Source organism: Cryobacterium sp. N22, from assembly GCF_002929555.1.
Classification (GTDB): Bacteria; Actinomycetota; Actinomycetes; order Actinomycetales; family Microbacteriaceae; genus Cryobacterium.
On record NZ_PJJP01000029.1, the window covers coordinates 107,801 to 123,956 of the forward strand.

Here is a 16,156-nt window from a genome sequence, read left to right on the forward strand (position 1 = left end):
GGCCGGCGGTCCATGCCCCTAACCGATGAACAGGGACAGGAGCATCACAACAGCCAGGCCAACGAGCGAGTTGCAAAGCTGCAGCAGCCCCCAGGTCTTCAGCGTGTCCTTGACCGACAAGTCGAAGTAGCCCTTGAACAGCCAGAATGAGGCATCGTTGACGTGGGTGAGGGTGTTGGAACCTGTCGCCGTCGCAATGACGAGCAGGGCAGGGTTGACGCCAACAAGTTGACCGGTTGCCGGGTCCATCAGCGCGGCGGCGATGATGCCGGCCGCGGTGATGGCAGAGACCACTCCCTGACCGGTGGCCAGCCGGATGAGCACTGTGATGAGCCACGCCATGATGTACGGCGAGATCGAGCTTGCCGTCATGAGGGACCCGATGTAATCACCGATTCCGGAGTCGATGATGACCTGCTTCAGTGCACCTCCGGCACCGATGATCATGACCACCATGGCGATGCCCTTGACAGCATCGTCGAATCCGCTCATGGCCCAGGCGATGCCACGGGTAGGTCGCATCCCGCGTTTGGGCCGGACCCCGTAGAAGTAGAACGCACCAATCATGGCGATGGTCACGGCGACCGGGGAGGACCCGAGAAAGTTCACCCACTCGTGAGCGATGGTGCCCTCGGTGAGCCAGATGTTCGCAATCGTCGCGGAGATCAGGATGATCGCCGGGATCAACGGCACGAAGAGGGAGATGGCGAAGGATGGCATCTCGGCCTCGTCAACCGGATTTTCCGCCCGCAGCAGTTTGGGGATCGGCCGGTCGAGGTTGCCCAGAAATTTCGGGAGCACCCATCCGGTGACGGCGATGGTGATGATCGCCACGATGATGGCGAGGATGTAGACCATCCCGGTGTCGGCGCCGTAGGCGTCCACAAGCGCCACGGGGCCGGGCTGCGGCGGGAACAGGGAGTGCGTCGTCGTGGCCGCGGCGACCGCAGGGATGGCGAGCTTGAGGAAGGGGATCTTCGCTTCGACGGCAACTGAGATCAACAGCGGCGCCAGGATGATGAATGCGACCTCGTAGAAGATCGCCAGTCCGAAGACAGCGCCGACGATCACCATCGCGAATTTGACGAACTTGACACCGAACTTGTCGATCAGGGTCTTGGCAATCTGGTGGGCGGCACCGGACTCCACCATGAGTTTGCCGATCACCGCACCGAACACGACGATGATCGCGAGGGAGCCCAGTGTCGAGCCGAACCCGTTCAGGATCGTATCGAGCAGGTCGAGGGGCGATGAGCCCTCGAGGAACCCGATGAACAGCGCAGCGAGCAAAAGCGCCAGCATCGCGTTGATATTCCACTTGATGTTGAGCAAGAGCATCAGACCAATACCCAGCACAACCCAAAGAATGTGGAGCCATTCCATGGCAACCTCCCAGCGTCTTTGCGGGGCAGACCCCGAGATCTCCAGCCTCTCATGAATTTTGGCAACCGGATGCCAAAAGTGGCCGCAGCGGCAAGTCCAGGCCGAATCAGCATGCCGTCGCCGGCGATGAGGGCCGTGAGTCTGGCAGTGGGCGAATCGGGATCGCTGACGGAACTACGGCACCGTCACCCGGTGCACCGTGCCGTCGGGTCGCACCAGCCAGCCCCGCGAACTGCCCGGAGCCAGCGGCGGCGGCAGGTCTCGTCGGCGGGTCACCAGGCGGAAGTCGGCCAGGCTGGCGCCGTCGAAGACCAGCGGCGCCACCCCGCGCAACCCGGTCAGCAACGACCAGTGCGCCTGCCAGGTGTCCGCGTCGCCCACCAGCACGGTACCGGCGGCGACGTCCGAGACCACCACGCGATCCTCCGGGGTACCGGCCGACGGGTGCGCGCCGAGCAGCGCGACGTGGGGGAAGGCCGGTGCGGCGGCAGACCGAATTGCAGCGGCGGTACGTGCGGCGGAGCCGGCGACCACGAGCAGCACCCGGGTGGACGCGCCGGCGTCGAACAGCGCGGACGGGACGGCGGCGGGTTCGTGGCTGAGCCCGGCGGGCTCGGCCTGCATCAGCTGGATGCGCGCACCCCGCCAGCGTCCTCCCCCTGGCGGCACGGTTTCGTCGTAGCTCGCTGCCGGTTCTCCCGCTGCCTGGTGCTCGTACACGCTGGGCAGCCGCAGCACCAGGCGGCTCTGGCACAGGGCGGGCAGGGCCTGCAGCGCCCCGGTGAGCCGTTGCCCGGTCACCACGAGGCGCAGACCGCTCTGGCCGCCGTCACGCAGGAGTCCGGTGAGCAGGTCGAGGGCGGCGGCACGGTGTTCCTCGCCCCACCGGGCGAGTACGGCGTCGATGTCATCGAACAACAGCACCCGGCATTCGGGACCGGCATCGTGTCGCCGGCCACCGGACGGTGCCGAGCCGGCGAGGCCGTCGAGTGCGGCCCTGGCCCGCACCAGGGCGTCCCAGGTGGCCTCGACATCGGCCGGGATGAGGTCGACCCGGTGCGGTGCCTGGGCGGCGATCGCCGCCAGCAGCGTCGACTTGCCCGTTCCCGCACCGCCCACCACCAGCAGGTGGCCGTCGGCCCGTGGGTCGTACCCGGCCACGGTGTAGCGCTGCAGCTCGGGCTCATCGATCAGGCCCAGCACGAACGCCGGCGACGGCGGGCCCCCGGCGGCGAGCGCGGCGACCTGCGTTGCCGTAACCAGCCGAGGCAGCGGGTCAAGCCAGGGCCGCCGCGGTGGTTGTCCAGAAGCCGGCGCGCCATTCAGGACGGCCTGGATGTCGGTGTCGGTCGTTGTGGCCACCTGGCAGGGTTGCGCGGCTGCCGACCCACTGCGCACCACGCACCGGCCCGGCCGGACCGCGTCGATCCGGGCGGCGGCATCCGACCCGATCACGGCCTGGCTGTCGGCGGCGTTGTTCACCCGCAGCGACAGCCGCAGACTGCAATTGGCCAGCAGGGCGTCGCGCACCACACCGGCCGGCCGCTGCGTGCACAGCACCAGGTGAACCCCCAGCGACCGGCCACGAGCGGCGATGTCCACGAACAGGGCGTGCAAGGTGGGAAAGGCGTCCAGCATGGTGGCGAATTCGTCGACCACGATGACCAGGCGCGGCAGCCGCCCGGCGCTGCGCGGGTCGGTGATGTCGCGGCCGCCGGTGTCGCGGAGCACCCGTTCCCGGTGCCGCAGCTCGGCGGCGAGGCTGGCCAGGGCCCTGAGTGCCTCGCGGTCGTCGAGGTCGGTGATCAGTCCCACGCAGTGCGGCAACTCCCGCACGGTGTCGAACGCCGCTCCGCCCTTGAAGTCGACGAGCAGGAAGGTGACCTGGCTCGGCGGGTACCGGGCGGCCAGCGCTGCCACCCAGGTCACCAGGAGTTCGCTCTTGCCGCTGCCCGTCGTGCCGCCAACCAGGGCGTGCGGCCCCTCGGTCACGAGGTCCACGCTCAGGGGTCCGTGCTCCCCCATCCCGATGACGCAGGCGAGGCCACCCGGCGAACCGTCGGCACGGTCGGCACGGTCGGCTCCAGCTCCGGGAGCTGTCACCCAGCCCGAGCAGAGCGGCGCGAAGGCGACGGTCTCCGGCAGCGCGTCCTCGGAGCCGGCCAGCCCGGCCGTCTCGGCCGCACGCGCGAGCATCGCGCCGAAACCGGAGGTCTGCTGCTCCGCCACCAGGTACGGCACGAAGTGCAGGGCGGCCGGTTGTCCGCCCAGCCGCACGACTTCAGCCTCACTCGCTCCGTGGACCCGCACGATGGTCGCGCACCCCGGTGGGAGCGCGGCGCCGGTCTCGGCGAGCGCGATCCGAAAGTCACCGCCGGATCCCCCTGACTGACCGGGCCGACCGGGCGGGTCTGGCGGGCCTGGCGGGCCTGGCGTGCTCCCGGTGATCGTGAGCCACCCTGCCGGTGACACCGCCGACCGGTGCGGGAGCCCGGCCGCCCAGGCCCAGTCGTGGCCGGCCGGAATCCGGACGCCCAGGGCGCGGGGGCTGAACTGGCCGACCAGCTGCACGACCAGGCTTCGGGCCAGCGCCCTGACGACCAGACCGGGTCCGACCAGTCCGATGCCGCCGGCTGGATCCACCGTGATGGGGGCACCGTCGAGGACCGCCGCCCGGGCCCGCAACTCGCGCTGCTCGGCGTTGTCACCGCCCTCCAGACGCAGGCCGCTGGGGACCGGGCCGGCCCCGAGCACGAGAGAGGCCGCCGCCGGGTCGGCCCAGCGAGTCGGATCGTGGGCGTCACGGAGCATCCGGTGCACCGAGGGTGCGGCACGCCAGGCCTCGCGCCGCAACCGGGCGAGCCCCTGATCGACGGCATCCGCCGCCTCGGCCATCTGGGCCGCGTAGCCCACGACGTCCCGGCGGCGTTGCCGTGAGCTGGACCGGCGCCCGTCGACGAGCCCCGCGACGGCGATGATGGGGCTGAGGACCGCGAAGACGAGCACTAGCGCCGACCCGGTGATCGCCCAGATCAGTCCGGCGGCGATCAGGGGTGCCACGCAGGCGATGAGGGGAAAGCCGGGACGACCGGGCGGCGCGGGCGGGGTCGGCAGCCGGATCGGGTCGATGGTGGGCGGCTCGGGGGCATGGGTCATGCCTCCAGCACACCCGCATGACCGGCCGGCACTTCCGATGCGGCGGTCCCGGTGCACAATGCGGGAACTGCACGGGGTGTGGAGGAGCTGCGGGTCCTACAGCACCACGAAGAACTGATCGCCGATTTCGACCCTGGCGCCTCTGGCCACCAGGTAGCGGCGGCCCGGCTCGCAGCGGAGCGCCGGCGCCGGCGCGCGCCGCACGACCGTGCCGTTGCCCGAGAACCTGTCGTTGACCCAGAATTCACCGTCGTGCTGACCGAATTCGAGGTGGCTCTTGGACACCGACATGCCCAGGTCGGTGATCTGGATCAGGTGGTCGAACCGTTCCGACGGCTGGGGCAGGGGGCGCCGGCCGATCAGGCCGGTGCCGCGCACCGAGACGGTCTCGCCGGTACTGAACTGCAGGGTGTACCGGGCGGGCTCGACCTTCTCGGCCGGTGCCGCCGCGTGAGCGCCACCGGGACGGACGGGCGGGAGCCCGGCATCGGCTGGCTGGTCAGCGGTTGGGCCGGTGCCCGCCGGCCACACCGGCACGGAGATCACCGTCGTCCGCGGCGCGAGAGGCTGGATGATGGTGGTGTCGCTGGGGCGCGGGTCGGCGCGCTTGCGGGTGGTGGGGGTCGCCGAGGTCGAGCTGCCGCAGCCGCCGCAGAACATCGCGCCCTCTGGCAGGTGCGCCCCGCAAATCTGGCAGTTCACTGACCCGGTCCCTTCGTGCTCTCGCGAGCTCCCCACAGCGTGCGCCTGCGCCGGCCATCCCGCCCGGCAGTTCTCTTAGCGTAGCGACCGAATGACCGTACCGAGATGACCGCGCGCAGCCGGTCCCGGCGGCCGAGACCGGCCCGCAGGCTGTTCTGCAGCTCCCGCACCGATACCCAGATGCCGTCAGGGTCGATCTCCGCCGCGCCGTCCGGAGCGAAGACGGCCCGGTCCACCTCCCCGGCCAGCCAGAGGGCACGCACCCCGCCGACGGATCGGGCCAGCTCGGTGCGGGTCGCCAGCGGCGGCACGGGCACACCATGATCGGTCACGCTGTCGGCGAATTCCCGCCAGCCGCCGACGATGCGGTCGAGCGGCGAGCGAGCCAGGCGGCGGCGTCGACGACGACGCCACTTGGCGACAACGATGCCGAGCAACGGTGCGGCGAGCAGGCCGAGCCCGAGCAGGGACCAGGCCGCAATGGTCACGACCAGCCTGATCAGAGCCCAGAACGGGTCGGCGGTTGCGGGCGGGTCGCTGGTCTGGCTCTCCGGCTGGCTCGGTTCGGGCTGCTCGGCGGCATCCGGAACCGGCGGGGGCAGCACGGTCTGGGGTCGGGAGATGGCAGCGGGGTCGTCGGGTTGGCGTGCCGGGATCTCCCGGACCGGCGGGTTGGGATCCAGCGCCACCCAACCGTCGGCCTGGGTCTGCACCTCGATCCACGCGGATGCATCGGCACCGGTCACCGCGGCGGTGCCGCCATCTGCGGCGGGCACGAAGCCCACTACCACCCGCGCCGGAAAGCCGATCTGCCGGGCCATCAGGGCCGCCGTCACCGCGTATTGCTCGGCATCGCCGAGCATCGGCTGGTCGCGAAGCAGCTCGTCGATGCGGTCGACGCCGTGTCCGGACCGGCTGACGGGTTCCCCGGCGGTACCGTGGCTGACGTAACCGGTTGCGGCCAGGAAGTCGAGCGCGGCCTGCAGTTTCTGGCCTGGCGTGTCGCCCGGACGCAGTACACCGGCCAGGGTCTTTTCGAGGTCGTCCGGCAGCACCTCGACGGGCGGTAGGACCGCGGAGCCGGGCAGGGCATCGGCCAGGTCACCGACGAGGGCAGAAACGACGGCGGTGCTGGTGTAGCTGTCGCCCTGCTCCAGGCCGGTGACCACGGCGGCGGTGCCGCCGAGGTCGTTGTACACGAACGATTCCTGTCGGGCGGCCGCGGTGGCGCCGGTGAACTCGATCTGTTCCAACGCTCCGACGCCGGGCACCCAGACGCCGTCGTACTCCCGGATCGACACCGTCAGGGAGACCTCGTCACCACGCACGGCACTCTGGTCGAGGCGGTAGGGCAACCGGGTGAAGGTGCCGGAGTCCGGCCCCGCCGCCGTGGCATCCGCACTGCCCACCGAATACACAACCCCGTCGTAGTCGTCGAGGGTCGCCAGCCGGATGCGCCCGCCGGCCGGCAGCCCCTCGACCTCGAAGAGCACGGTGTCGGCGAGGGCCGGCTGCAGATAGTTGCGGAAGCCGGACAGCGGACTCGGGTACGCGCGGGCGTCGAACGGCGCCGCCACCCTGGTGCGCAGCACGTCTCTGGCCGCTGTGGGCGGCAGGGCGACGGCGGCGACGGTGCCGGCCAGCACCGCGACAGTCAGCGCGAGGGCCGCGACGACGACGGACCGGGCCGCGCCCATCCGCCGGTCGGCCGCCGGCAGCCGCGCCGCCGTCGCCGACACGAGCAGGCGGCCCCGGCGGCGTTCCAGGTTCAGCCACAGCAGCCAGAGCACCAGCACGGTGAACAGCGCGAGGCCCAGCAGGGTGGGCGCCGTCGCTTGGCTGGGGCCGAGGGCGATGCCGGCCAGGAACAGCAGCACGGGCGCCAGCAGGGCCAGTTCCGCGGCCCGGCTGCGGAGCGCCACCGACAGCCCGATGACGCTCGTGAGCAGCACCAGGATCAGCGCGGGCACCAGCAGGGCCTGGTATGACCCGACCGGCAGCACGATGGTCACGAGTTGCTTCCAGCCGAGCGCCGTGGCCGGCACCAGCTCGGCGAGGCCCGCCAGGCTCGGCAGAACCCCGTACAGGGCGCGGCCGGGCACGGCCAAGGGAACCCCGACGAGGAGATAGCCGCAGATGGTCGTGAGGCCGACCAGCCAGGCCGGCCAGCGGAACACGGCGCCGACAATGGCGATTCCGCAGCCGAGCACCGCGGTGACGACAACGAGCAGCACGAAGGCGCCGGTCTGGTAGACCGGCCACAGGGCGGCGGCGGCCACACCGGTCGCCGCCAGCAGGGCCGCGGTGTTGCCCACGATGAAACGCCCGCTCATGCGGCGGCCCCCCGGGCGAGGCTGTGCTGCAGGTCGTCGAGGAAGCCGATGGTGAGCAGGCTCAGTCCACCGGCCCGGCGGAGGCCCGGGCGGGCGCCGGGCTCGCAGACCACGGCGACGACCTCGACCCCGAGCGGGAATCCCGCCGCCGAGGCGCGCAGTGCGGACAACGGTGTCGCAGACCCGCAGAGCAGGAAGGCCACGGACAGCCCGTCGACCGCGGCGGCGGCCCGCCGGGACAGTGCGCGCACGCCGGCGGCGTCGGGCGCCAGGTCGACGCCGCTCAGGTCGTCGAGCAGCCGGGTGGGCGTGAGAGTGCTGAGCGGGCCTGAGCTGGCCAGCACCGTCACCGTGCGCGCATCACGGATCGCCCGGATCCCCAGCGAGCCGGCCGCGCTGACGGCGAGTTCGAATTCCTCGTCGTCGGCGAAGTCGCCCGTGGCCAGGCTGAGGGCCACGAGCAGATGGCTGCGCCGGGTCTGCTCGTATTGGCGCACCATGAGCCGGCCGGTCTTGGCGGTGCTCTTCCAGTGGATGCTGCGCCTCTCGTCACCGCTCTGATACTCGCGCAAAGCGTGGAACGCCACGTCGCTGGCGGTGAGGTCGCGGGTGGGTTGCCCCTCGAGGTCGCGCACGAAGCCCTGGCTCATGCTGGGGATGGCGATGGTGCGCGGGTGCACGTAGAGGTCGATCCGCTGGGCGAGCACCGTCTCCAGCCGCACGAGCCCCACCGGATCGGCCCGCACCGTGTGCACGGGTCCGATCGGGACGATGCCCCGGCGCTCGGCGGGTACCACGAACACCTCGTCGATGCCGGTGCGCGCGGCCAGTGACGGCATCGGGAACTCGGCCAGCCCGGCGCCCACGGGCACCTGCACCGTCACGGCGGCCAGGCGCCGGCCGGTCGGGTTGTGCACGTCGACCTGCCCGGGCACCCGCTCCCCCACGACGACCCGGTCGACGGGCAGGGTCAACGTGATGTGGTGGCCGCTCTGGCCGAGCAGGTGCACGAGCGCGCCGACCACCAGTACGGCGGCCGCCCAGCCGATCGCGGTGAGTTCGGCCCAGCCCAGGCCGTAGCCGGCGCCGAGCAGCGCGGCCGCGCAGCCGGCGACGCTCCAGCCGAGCGGAGTGACGGCTTGGAGCAGCCGGGGTCGTCTAGAGGACATCCGACCGCTGGTCCTCCCCGCTGCGCGGCGGCGGCGTCTCGACCAGGATCCGGCCGATCACGCTCGAGGCGCTGACCCCGTCGAATTCGGCCTCGGCGTCCAGCAGCAGCCGGTGCGCGAGCACGGGTTCGGCCAGGGCCTTCACGTCGTCGGGGGTCACGTAGTGCCGGCCCTGGGATGCCGCATAGGTCTTGGCCGTGCGGATCAGCGCGAGGGCGCCGCGCACACTGGCGCCCAGCCGCACCTCCGGGCTGGTGCGGGTGGCGTCGACGAGCCGGGCGACGTAGTCGTTGATGGTCGCGTCGACGAAGACGGTGCGGGCCAGCGCCGCCACCTCGACGACGGACTCGGCCGAGAGCACCGGTGCCACGCGGCTGTCGTGGGCCCGCCGGCCGGCGCCCTCCAGGATTCGCACGGTGGCGGCCTGGTCCGGGTAGCCGATCGAGGTCTTCATCAGGAACCTGTCCAGCTGGGCCTCCGGCAGCCTGTAGGTGCCGGCCTGCTCGATCGGGTTCTGGGTCGCGATCACCATGAACGGGCCCGCCACCTGGTGGGTGACACCGTCGGCGGTGACCTGGCCCTCCTCCATGACCTCGAGCAGCGCGGCCTGGGTCTTGGGGCTGGCCCGGTTGATCTCGTCGGCCAGCACGATGTTGGCGAACACCGGGCCGCGGTGGAATTCGAAGGTGGCCGTGCGCTGGTCGAAGATGCTGACGCCGGTGATGTCGCCCGGCAGCAGGTCGGGGGTGAACTGCACCCGGTTGTTGGTGCCACGCACGCTCTGCGCGATGGCGCGGGCCAGCGAGGTCTTCCCGGTGCCGGGGACGTCCTCCAGGAGCAGGTGGCCCTCGCTGAACAGGGCGGTGAACGCCAGCCTGATCACGTGCTGTTTGCCGAGAACGACCTCCTCGACGCCGCGCACCAGCCTGTCGAACAGGGTCGCGAACTGGCCGGCTTCCTCGATGCTCATCAGGTCGGCGTCGCGGCGGGCGCCCGGCTGGCCTGGGCTCACACGATCGGGGGTCAGGGTCATGGGGTGATCGCTTTCTTCGGGATCGGGCGGGAGTAGTCGAAGGTGTGGCCGTCCACGGTGACGGTGAGCAGCGCGGTGCCGGCATCGGGCAGCGGGCCGGGCAGGGTGCAGGTGGTGGCGCTGTCGGCCGGAGTCGGCGGCGACGTCGATCCGGCGACCGCGCACGCGAAGGTCGCCGGAAGGGAACCGTTTTGCGGCGCCCCGGTCCAGGAGAACCGGCCGGCCGCGCCGTCGTAGGCCAGGCCGGTCACGGTGAAGCTGACGGATGCCTCCGGTGCGGTGGTGGTGCCCGACCACGGCCCGCAGGAGCCCCACACCGTGCACGCCTGCAGTTGGAAGGCCACGGCGGAGCCGAACGGCAGGCCGAGCAGATCGCGCGGCCAGGTGCCGCCGCTGAACCTCGTCCCGGCGCCGGAACCGTCCGCGGTCCGGATGTTGTAGTGGTCGACGCCGACAGACGGGCTGACGCCGGTGAGGTGGTAGTCCCAGGCGTCGCCCTGCTGCTCCATCGCACCCTGCACCTGGCTGATCGCGCCGGGGGCCGGCCGCACCAGGACCGTGGCCACGCTGCTCGAGACGCAGCCGGCCCGGTTGTGGCCCCAGACCACGAAGGAGTAGCTGCCGTCGTCGGCGAGCAGGCCGTCGAACACGGCGCTGCGCCCGCCGGCTGACACGTTCTGCTGTTCCAGAACGACCCCGCCGGCGCGCGGTGCGGTGAGGGTGCCGGGCGCGGGGGTCGACACCGAGCAGGCCTGCGCGCCGGTGGGTACGGCCGCGCCGCTGATCCGCTGCACGACGTAGCCCGCGACGGCGTCGCCACGGTCGGCGAAGCCGTCCCAGGTCACGGTGACGGCGCCGCTGACGTCGGTCGCCGTGGCCGTGATCCCGCCGGCGACCGGCGCGCCGTACGGCGTTCCGGTGGCAGCGGCGGTGTTCCAGCTCGACAGGGCGGGGTAGGCGTCGTTGCGGGCGCTGACGGTGTAGCCCACGCTGGTCCCGTTGGCCAGGCCGTCCACGCGCAGGGTGCAGCGGGCGGCGGCGCAGAGCGCTCCGCTGGCGCTCACCTCAGGTCGGGCGACCCCGGCCACGCTGACCTGGTAGCCGCGGATGTCGGTGCCGCCGCCGGCCGCCTGGACGACGTCCCACCCGAGCAGCAGGGCACCGTCTTCGGGCACGGCGGTCAGCCCTGTCGGTGCTGCCGGGATCACGTCGGACCAGACCGTCGCGGCGAGGGTGCCGGCCGTCGCTGTGCCGATGCCGTTCTGCGCGGCGACGCTGACGCGCACGGCGTTGGCCTGACCGTTGCCCGGTGTGGGGAGGGTGCAGGAGGTGGCCGCGCACACCGTGCTGCCGAGGGTACGGCCGGAGGCGGCGTCGAGGGTGGTCACCTGGTATCCGGTGATGGGCGAGTTGTTGGCGGCGCCGGGGTTGAACGCCACGGTGATGCGGCCGTCGGCGAAGCCCGTGGCCCGCAGCCCCGTGACGGCGCCGGGCACGTCCTGCACCGATACCCGCACGGTGCCCCAGGTGTACCGGTCGGGGTCGTTGGTGGCGTCCGCCACCTGATACTGCAGGGTGCTGTCGGTGGGCTGCGCGTCGGCGGACACCCGCACGGTGAGCCTGCTGTTGTCGGAGCTGGGCGTGATCGTCACTCCGGCGGGCAGTCCGGCCGCGTCGAGCCCGCGCACCGCGAGCACGCGCAGTCCGGTCGCGGGGAACGGGTTGGTGGCGCCGTCGTTGGCGAGCACATCGATGACCGTGCTGCGCCCGCGGGGCGCGATGGCCGCATCCGTCGCCGGCAGCGCGAGGGGCCTGGTGGAGGCCACGACGCGCAGTTCGACCCGCCCGGCCCTACCGGCGCTGAGGTCATCGCGCACGCCGATCGTCACCGAGCTGGTGGTGCCCTTCGGTGTGCCTTCGAGCGCGGTCACGGTGAGCAGGCTGCCGTTCAGCGTCTGCCCGAAGCCGGTCGGCAGCGGGTCGAGCACCGTGAAGGCGAGTTCGTCGCGGTCCTCCGGGTAGGGGTAGGAGGTGAGCTTGGCCAGGTCGATGACCTTGCTCTGGCCGGGTTCGAAGTCTATTCCCGCCCCGTCGAAGGAGGGCGGCTGGTTCTCCCGCGGTGTCACGGTGATCGGCAGCACGATCGTGGCGGTGCGTCCGTCCGGGTCGGTCGCGCTGGCGCCGTCGGTCACCTCGAACGAGATGGAGGCGGGCCCGAAGTACTGGTCCGCGCTGGTGAACGCGAGGGTTCGGGCGCCCGTTGCGAGTTCGGCGCCGTTGGCGTGGGTGGCGCGCACCGTGTTGCGGTCGGTGAGTTGCACGGGCTTGTCGCCGACGGCCACGACGTAGTCGTTGATGTCGATGTTTACGGTGGCCTCACTGGCCACAACGAGCTTGGCCGCCCCGGCGCGCAGCTGCGGGAGGGCGTCGTCGGTTCCCGGTACCCAGACGAACGCGAAGGCGATGATGTCGGGGTCCTGGGGGTGGCTGACGCTGAACGGGATGATCTGACTGGTCTTGGCGACGGACACCCGGATCCGGGCGCTGTCGGTGACCGTCGCGGCGCCGTCGAAGCCGGGCAGGACGGCCAGTTTCAGGGCCCTGGCCGACCCTTCGGCGAAGAACACCCTGGCGAGCACGTCAACGTCGACGGTGTCCCGGCCCAGCACATCGGAGAGCCTCAACCGGGTGTCGGCGGCCTCGGGGTAGGCCCGGGGTGCGTCAGCGGCCACGACGACGGTGAGGAAGGCGGAGCCGGTGCCGCCCCGATCGTTCTGGATCTCATAGACGAAGCCGTACCGACCACCGACGTTCGGGGCGCGCACCACGATGACGTCGCCCTCGACCACGGCGGCGCCGGCGGCATCGCCTGCGGCGGAAGCCTCGACCGCGGTGATGCTCAGCGCGCCGCCGTCGGGGTCGGAGTCATTGCCGAGCACCCGCACCGACACCCGGGATCCGGGCCGCACGGTGACCTCGTCCGGCACGGCGACGGGGTTGCGGGCCCCGTCCGGGCGGGGGCTGATGCCCACCCGTACGGTGCCGGTGGCGCGGGCGCCGAGGGCGTCGATGACGGCGTAGCTGAAGGTGTCGGTGCCCGCGGAGTAGTCGCCGGCCCGGTAGCTGAGCGAGTCGGCGTCGACGGCGGTGACGGTGCCCTTTTCGGGGTTGGTCTCCTGGCCGAGCAGCTGCACGGAGTCGCCGTCGGGGTCGATCCCGGTGCGGGGGATCTGGATGCGCACGGTGTCGCCGGCCAACACCCTGGCGGTGACCGTGGGCGGCAGCGGCGGGTTGTTGGTGGCGGCGTCGGTCTCCCGCACCGAGATGCGCACCTCGGCGTTGGCGAACTGCCCGTCCGGGGCGTTCACCCTGTACACGGCGGTGAAGTTGCCGGTGCTGGCCGGCGCGAGGTAGCGCAGCACCCGGCCGGAGGCGAAGAGCAGTCCGGCGTCCGCGGGCAGCGCGGTCGAGAGCACGGGGTCGAGGGTGAGGGTGTCGCCGTCGGGGTGTTCGTCGTTGGTGAGCACCGGGATGTCGATGGTGTCGCCGACCCGCACCGACACCGAGTCGGCCGCCGCGACGGGCGGCTGCCTGGTGGTCGCCGCGGGGATCTCGATCACCGTGACGGTGCCGGTGGCCGAGGCCAGGCCGTTGCTCACCGTGTAGTCGAAGCTGGTCGTGCCCGACTCGAGCGGACGGGTCAGGGTGACCCTCAGGAGGTGCTGGTCGAGGACCTCGACGGTCAGGCCGCTTCCGGCGGGCACGTTGGAGCTTCCGGTGACGAGCAGCACTCCCCCGGCCGGGTCGATGTCGGTCGCGAGCACGTCGACGACCGTTGGCTGCTGTGAGCGCAGGAAGGCCGTGTGCGGCACAGTGATGGGCCGGCCTGGGCTGTCGGGGGCGGGGTCGACGTCGACCCGGATCAGCCCGGTCACGGTGGTCGCGCCGTCGGTCACCGCGTAGTCCAGGTAGTGCACGCCGACGGTGCCGCTGACGAACTCGAAGGTGCCGCCCGCGAAGTCCGCCGCGATGCTGACGCCGGGCTTGTCGGGGACGGCGCCCAGGCGGAGCGGACCGTTGCCGCCGCGCACGTGCTCGAGCGGGGCGACGGTGACCTCGCTGCCCGCCGTGGTGCGCACGGCGAACGCGTCGGCGACGATGGGCACGGTCCCGGCCGCACGTACCGTGACGTCCAGGGTGCCTGCCCCGGTGAGGCTGCCGTCCGAGACGGCGAGGCCGACCTGGGCGGCGTCGCCGCCGTCGCCGGCATCCGTGAACAGCACGGCGCCGGCCGGCGTCGAGGTCGCGGTGTCGGGGGCCGCGGCGGTGGCGGCGGTGAGATAGAACGGGTCGCCGTCCGGGTCGATCCAGTCGCCGAGCACCTGGCTCTCGACGCTGCCCCCGGCCGCGACGGTGGACCGGGTCTGGCGGGCCTGCCCCGGGGCGGAGTTCTCCTCCGGGCTGCGCAGCGTGACCGTGACGGTGGCGTCGGCGACACCGCCGCGCCCGTCGCTGACCGTGTAGTCGAAGCTGAGGCTGCCGGACGCATCGGGGGTGAGGGTGAGCTGCAGCTGCTGGTTGCCGGCCACCAGGTCGATGCGGCCCTGGCCGGCCGGCGGCGGCTCCACGCCGTCGATGACGAGTACGTCGTCGTTGGGGTCGTAGTCGTTCAGGAGAACCGGCAGGGTGACCGTGCGGCCGGGGCGGGCACCGAATTCGTCGTCGATCGCGACCGGCGGCGCCTGGGTGTCCTCGTAGTCCGGCGGGGTGTCGTCGGTGGCGCTGGTCACCTCCTGCTGGTCGGAGACCGGGTCGATGAGGTCGTCCCAGTTGTCGATGAGCTCGTTGTCCCGCTGCACGTTCCAGGTGGCGCCGTTGCGGGCGTCGTTGAGTAGCAGCCGGGTGCCGTTCTGCCGGTATTCCAGGCGGGCGTCGCCGGCGAGTCCGGCGAGGGTTGCGGTGATTCCCGCCGGGGAGCCTATGCCGCAGGCCTGCCACGCGGTGCCGTCCGCCCACGCCGCGTAGGCACAGCGTCCGTCCTGGGTGGGAGCGGCCGGGCTGCCGGCCACAGGGTTCTCGGCCAGGAGTTCGGTGGCGGCCCCGCGATCGAGGGGCACGCTGAGCAGGCCGGTGCTGTGCGCGATCAGAACCCTGTCGCCGGCCACGGCCGGCTCCTGCAGGCGGGGCAGGGCCGTGAGGCTGCCGGTGAGATCAACGGTGCGTTGGGGCAGGTGCAGGATGCCGGTGGTCGTGTTCAGCAGCGCCCAGCTGCCGTTCACCTGGCTGAGCTGGTAGACGTCGGCGGGGTCCCCGGCCGGCACGGTCGTCGTCTCGGCCACGGTGTCCGGGTGGTCGGGGTCGATCCGCACGAGGGTCTGCGTGGCCGGGGTGAACGCGAACAGGACCCCGGCGGCGTCGAGGCTGAACAGGGTTCCGGTGCCCAGCGCGAGGGCGGGGTCGGTGGTGCTGTCGAAGCTCGCCAGGTCGGCGCTGTTCGCCCGCCAGAGGTCGCCGTCGGCCGAGATCGCGGCGAGGTCGCCCGCCAGACGCACCTCGGGGGCATCCGGCGGCAGTGCCACACTGTCGGTGACCGTCGCGGTGGCCGGGTCGAGGATGTCCAGGGTGCCGTTGCCGCTGTCGACCACGAGCACCGTCGCCCCGTGCTGCACCACGGTGGTGCGCTCGGAGTCGACGGGGACCACAGTGTTCAGTTCGGCGATCTCGGTGTTGACCCTGCCCACCAGCTGCCGGGTCTCGCTGGCGACCCAGACGGCGGCGTCACCCAGGTCGACCTTCTGGGCCGTGTAGCCGCCGGAGACCACCGCGACGGTGACCACCAGGGCGGTGACCAGGGTTCCGCCGGTGACCGAGGCGACGACGGAGCGGTGCGTGGCCAGCCAGCGGCGGATCATTGCGCTCCCGTGGCCGGGTCGACGCACTTCTCGGTGCTGGCGGCGCCGGTACGGCCGTCGCGGTTCACGCTCACCGTGACGCAAACCGGCGAGTCCTCTGCACCGGTCTGCACGGCGCCGGTTTGCACGATGAATTGGGTGCCGCGCTGGATGCTGCTCTCGCCGCTGCGCAGGCTGACCACATAGCTGTCGCTGTCGCCCAGTCCGGGATCGGCCCAGCTGAACACGATGGTGCCGTCGCCCGTGCGGCCGGCCACATCGCTGACCCTCGGCAGCGCGGAGTCCCCTGGCCGTGCGGGAGCGCCGGAGAGCACCGGGCCGAGCAGCAGGGCTCCGGCGACGACGCCGAGCCCGACAACCAGCAGGCCCCCGGCGACGACGGCCACGAGAGTGCGCCGCCGCGGGGCGGGGCGCGGGCGGTCGGCGCGCGGCAGGTCGGTGCGGGCCGGGGCAGCGGCAGTGCTGGCG

General features: G+C 72.1%; 7 protein-coding genes and 1 pseudogene. All 8 read right to left on the reverse strand.

The window, feature by feature from the left end; translation table 11 throughout:
- Positions 1–18: 18 nt before the first annotated feature.
- Positions 19–1,383: a gluconate permease GntP gene (gene gntP / locus CXY76_RS06115; RefSeq protein ID WP_104163346.1), complete on the reverse strand. Its 1,365-nt coding sequence runs from the start codon at positions 1,381–1,383 to the stop codon at positions 19–21.
- Positions 1,384–1,557: 174 nt separating this feature from the next.
- The gene (locus CXY76_RS06120; protein ID WP_104163347.1) at positions 1,558–4,539 is read right to left on the reverse strand and encodes an FtsK/SpoIIIE domain-containing protein; all 2,982 of its coding nucleotides are present in this window, start codon (positions 4,537–4,539) and stop codon (positions 1,558–1,560) included.
- Between the two features lie 96 nt (positions 4,540–4,635).
- Positions 4,636–5,241, reverse strand: coding sequence for an FHA domain-containing protein (locus CXY76_RS06125; RefSeq protein ID WP_146073385.1), 606 nt, complete (start codon positions 5,239–5,241; stop codon positions 4,636–4,638).
- A complete protein-coding gene (locus CXY76_RS06130) occupies positions 5,238–7,574 on the reverse strand; it encodes a transglutaminase domain-containing protein (RefSeq protein ID WP_104163349.1) in 2,337 nt (778 codons plus the stop codon). The genes CXY76_RS06125 and CXY76_RS06130 overlap by 4 nt, the downstream gene beginning before the upstream one ends.
- On the reverse strand, positions 7,571–8,743 hold the full coding sequence (locus CXY76_RS06135; protein WP_104163350.1) for a DUF58 domain-containing protein: 1,173 nt from the start codon (positions 8,741–8,743) through the stop codon (positions 7,571–7,573). The genes CXY76_RS06130 and CXY76_RS06135 overlap by 4 nt, the downstream gene beginning before the upstream one ends.
- The gene (locus CXY76_RS06140) at positions 8,733–9,713 is read right to left on the reverse strand and encodes a MoxR family ATPase (protein WP_104163366.1); all 981 of its coding nucleotides are present in this window, start codon (positions 9,711–9,713) and stop codon (positions 8,733–8,735) included. Before CXY76_RS06140 ends, CXY76_RS06135 begins: the two co-directional genes overlap by 11 nt.
- A 59-nt stretch (positions 9,714–9,772) precedes the next feature.
- Positions 9,773–15,688 carry an Ig-like domain-containing protein gene (locus CXY76_RS06145; RefSeq protein WP_104163351.1) on the reverse strand — a complete coding sequence of 1,972 codons (5,916 nt, stop codon included), beginning with the start codon at positions 15,686–15,688 and terminating at the stop codon, positions 9,773–9,775.
- A pseudogene (locus tag CXY76_RS19370) lies at positions 15,685–16,156 on the reverse strand (hypothetical protein); the annotation flags it as partial. The gene CXY76_RS06145 and the pseudogene CXY76_RS19370, both read right to left, overlap by 4 nt.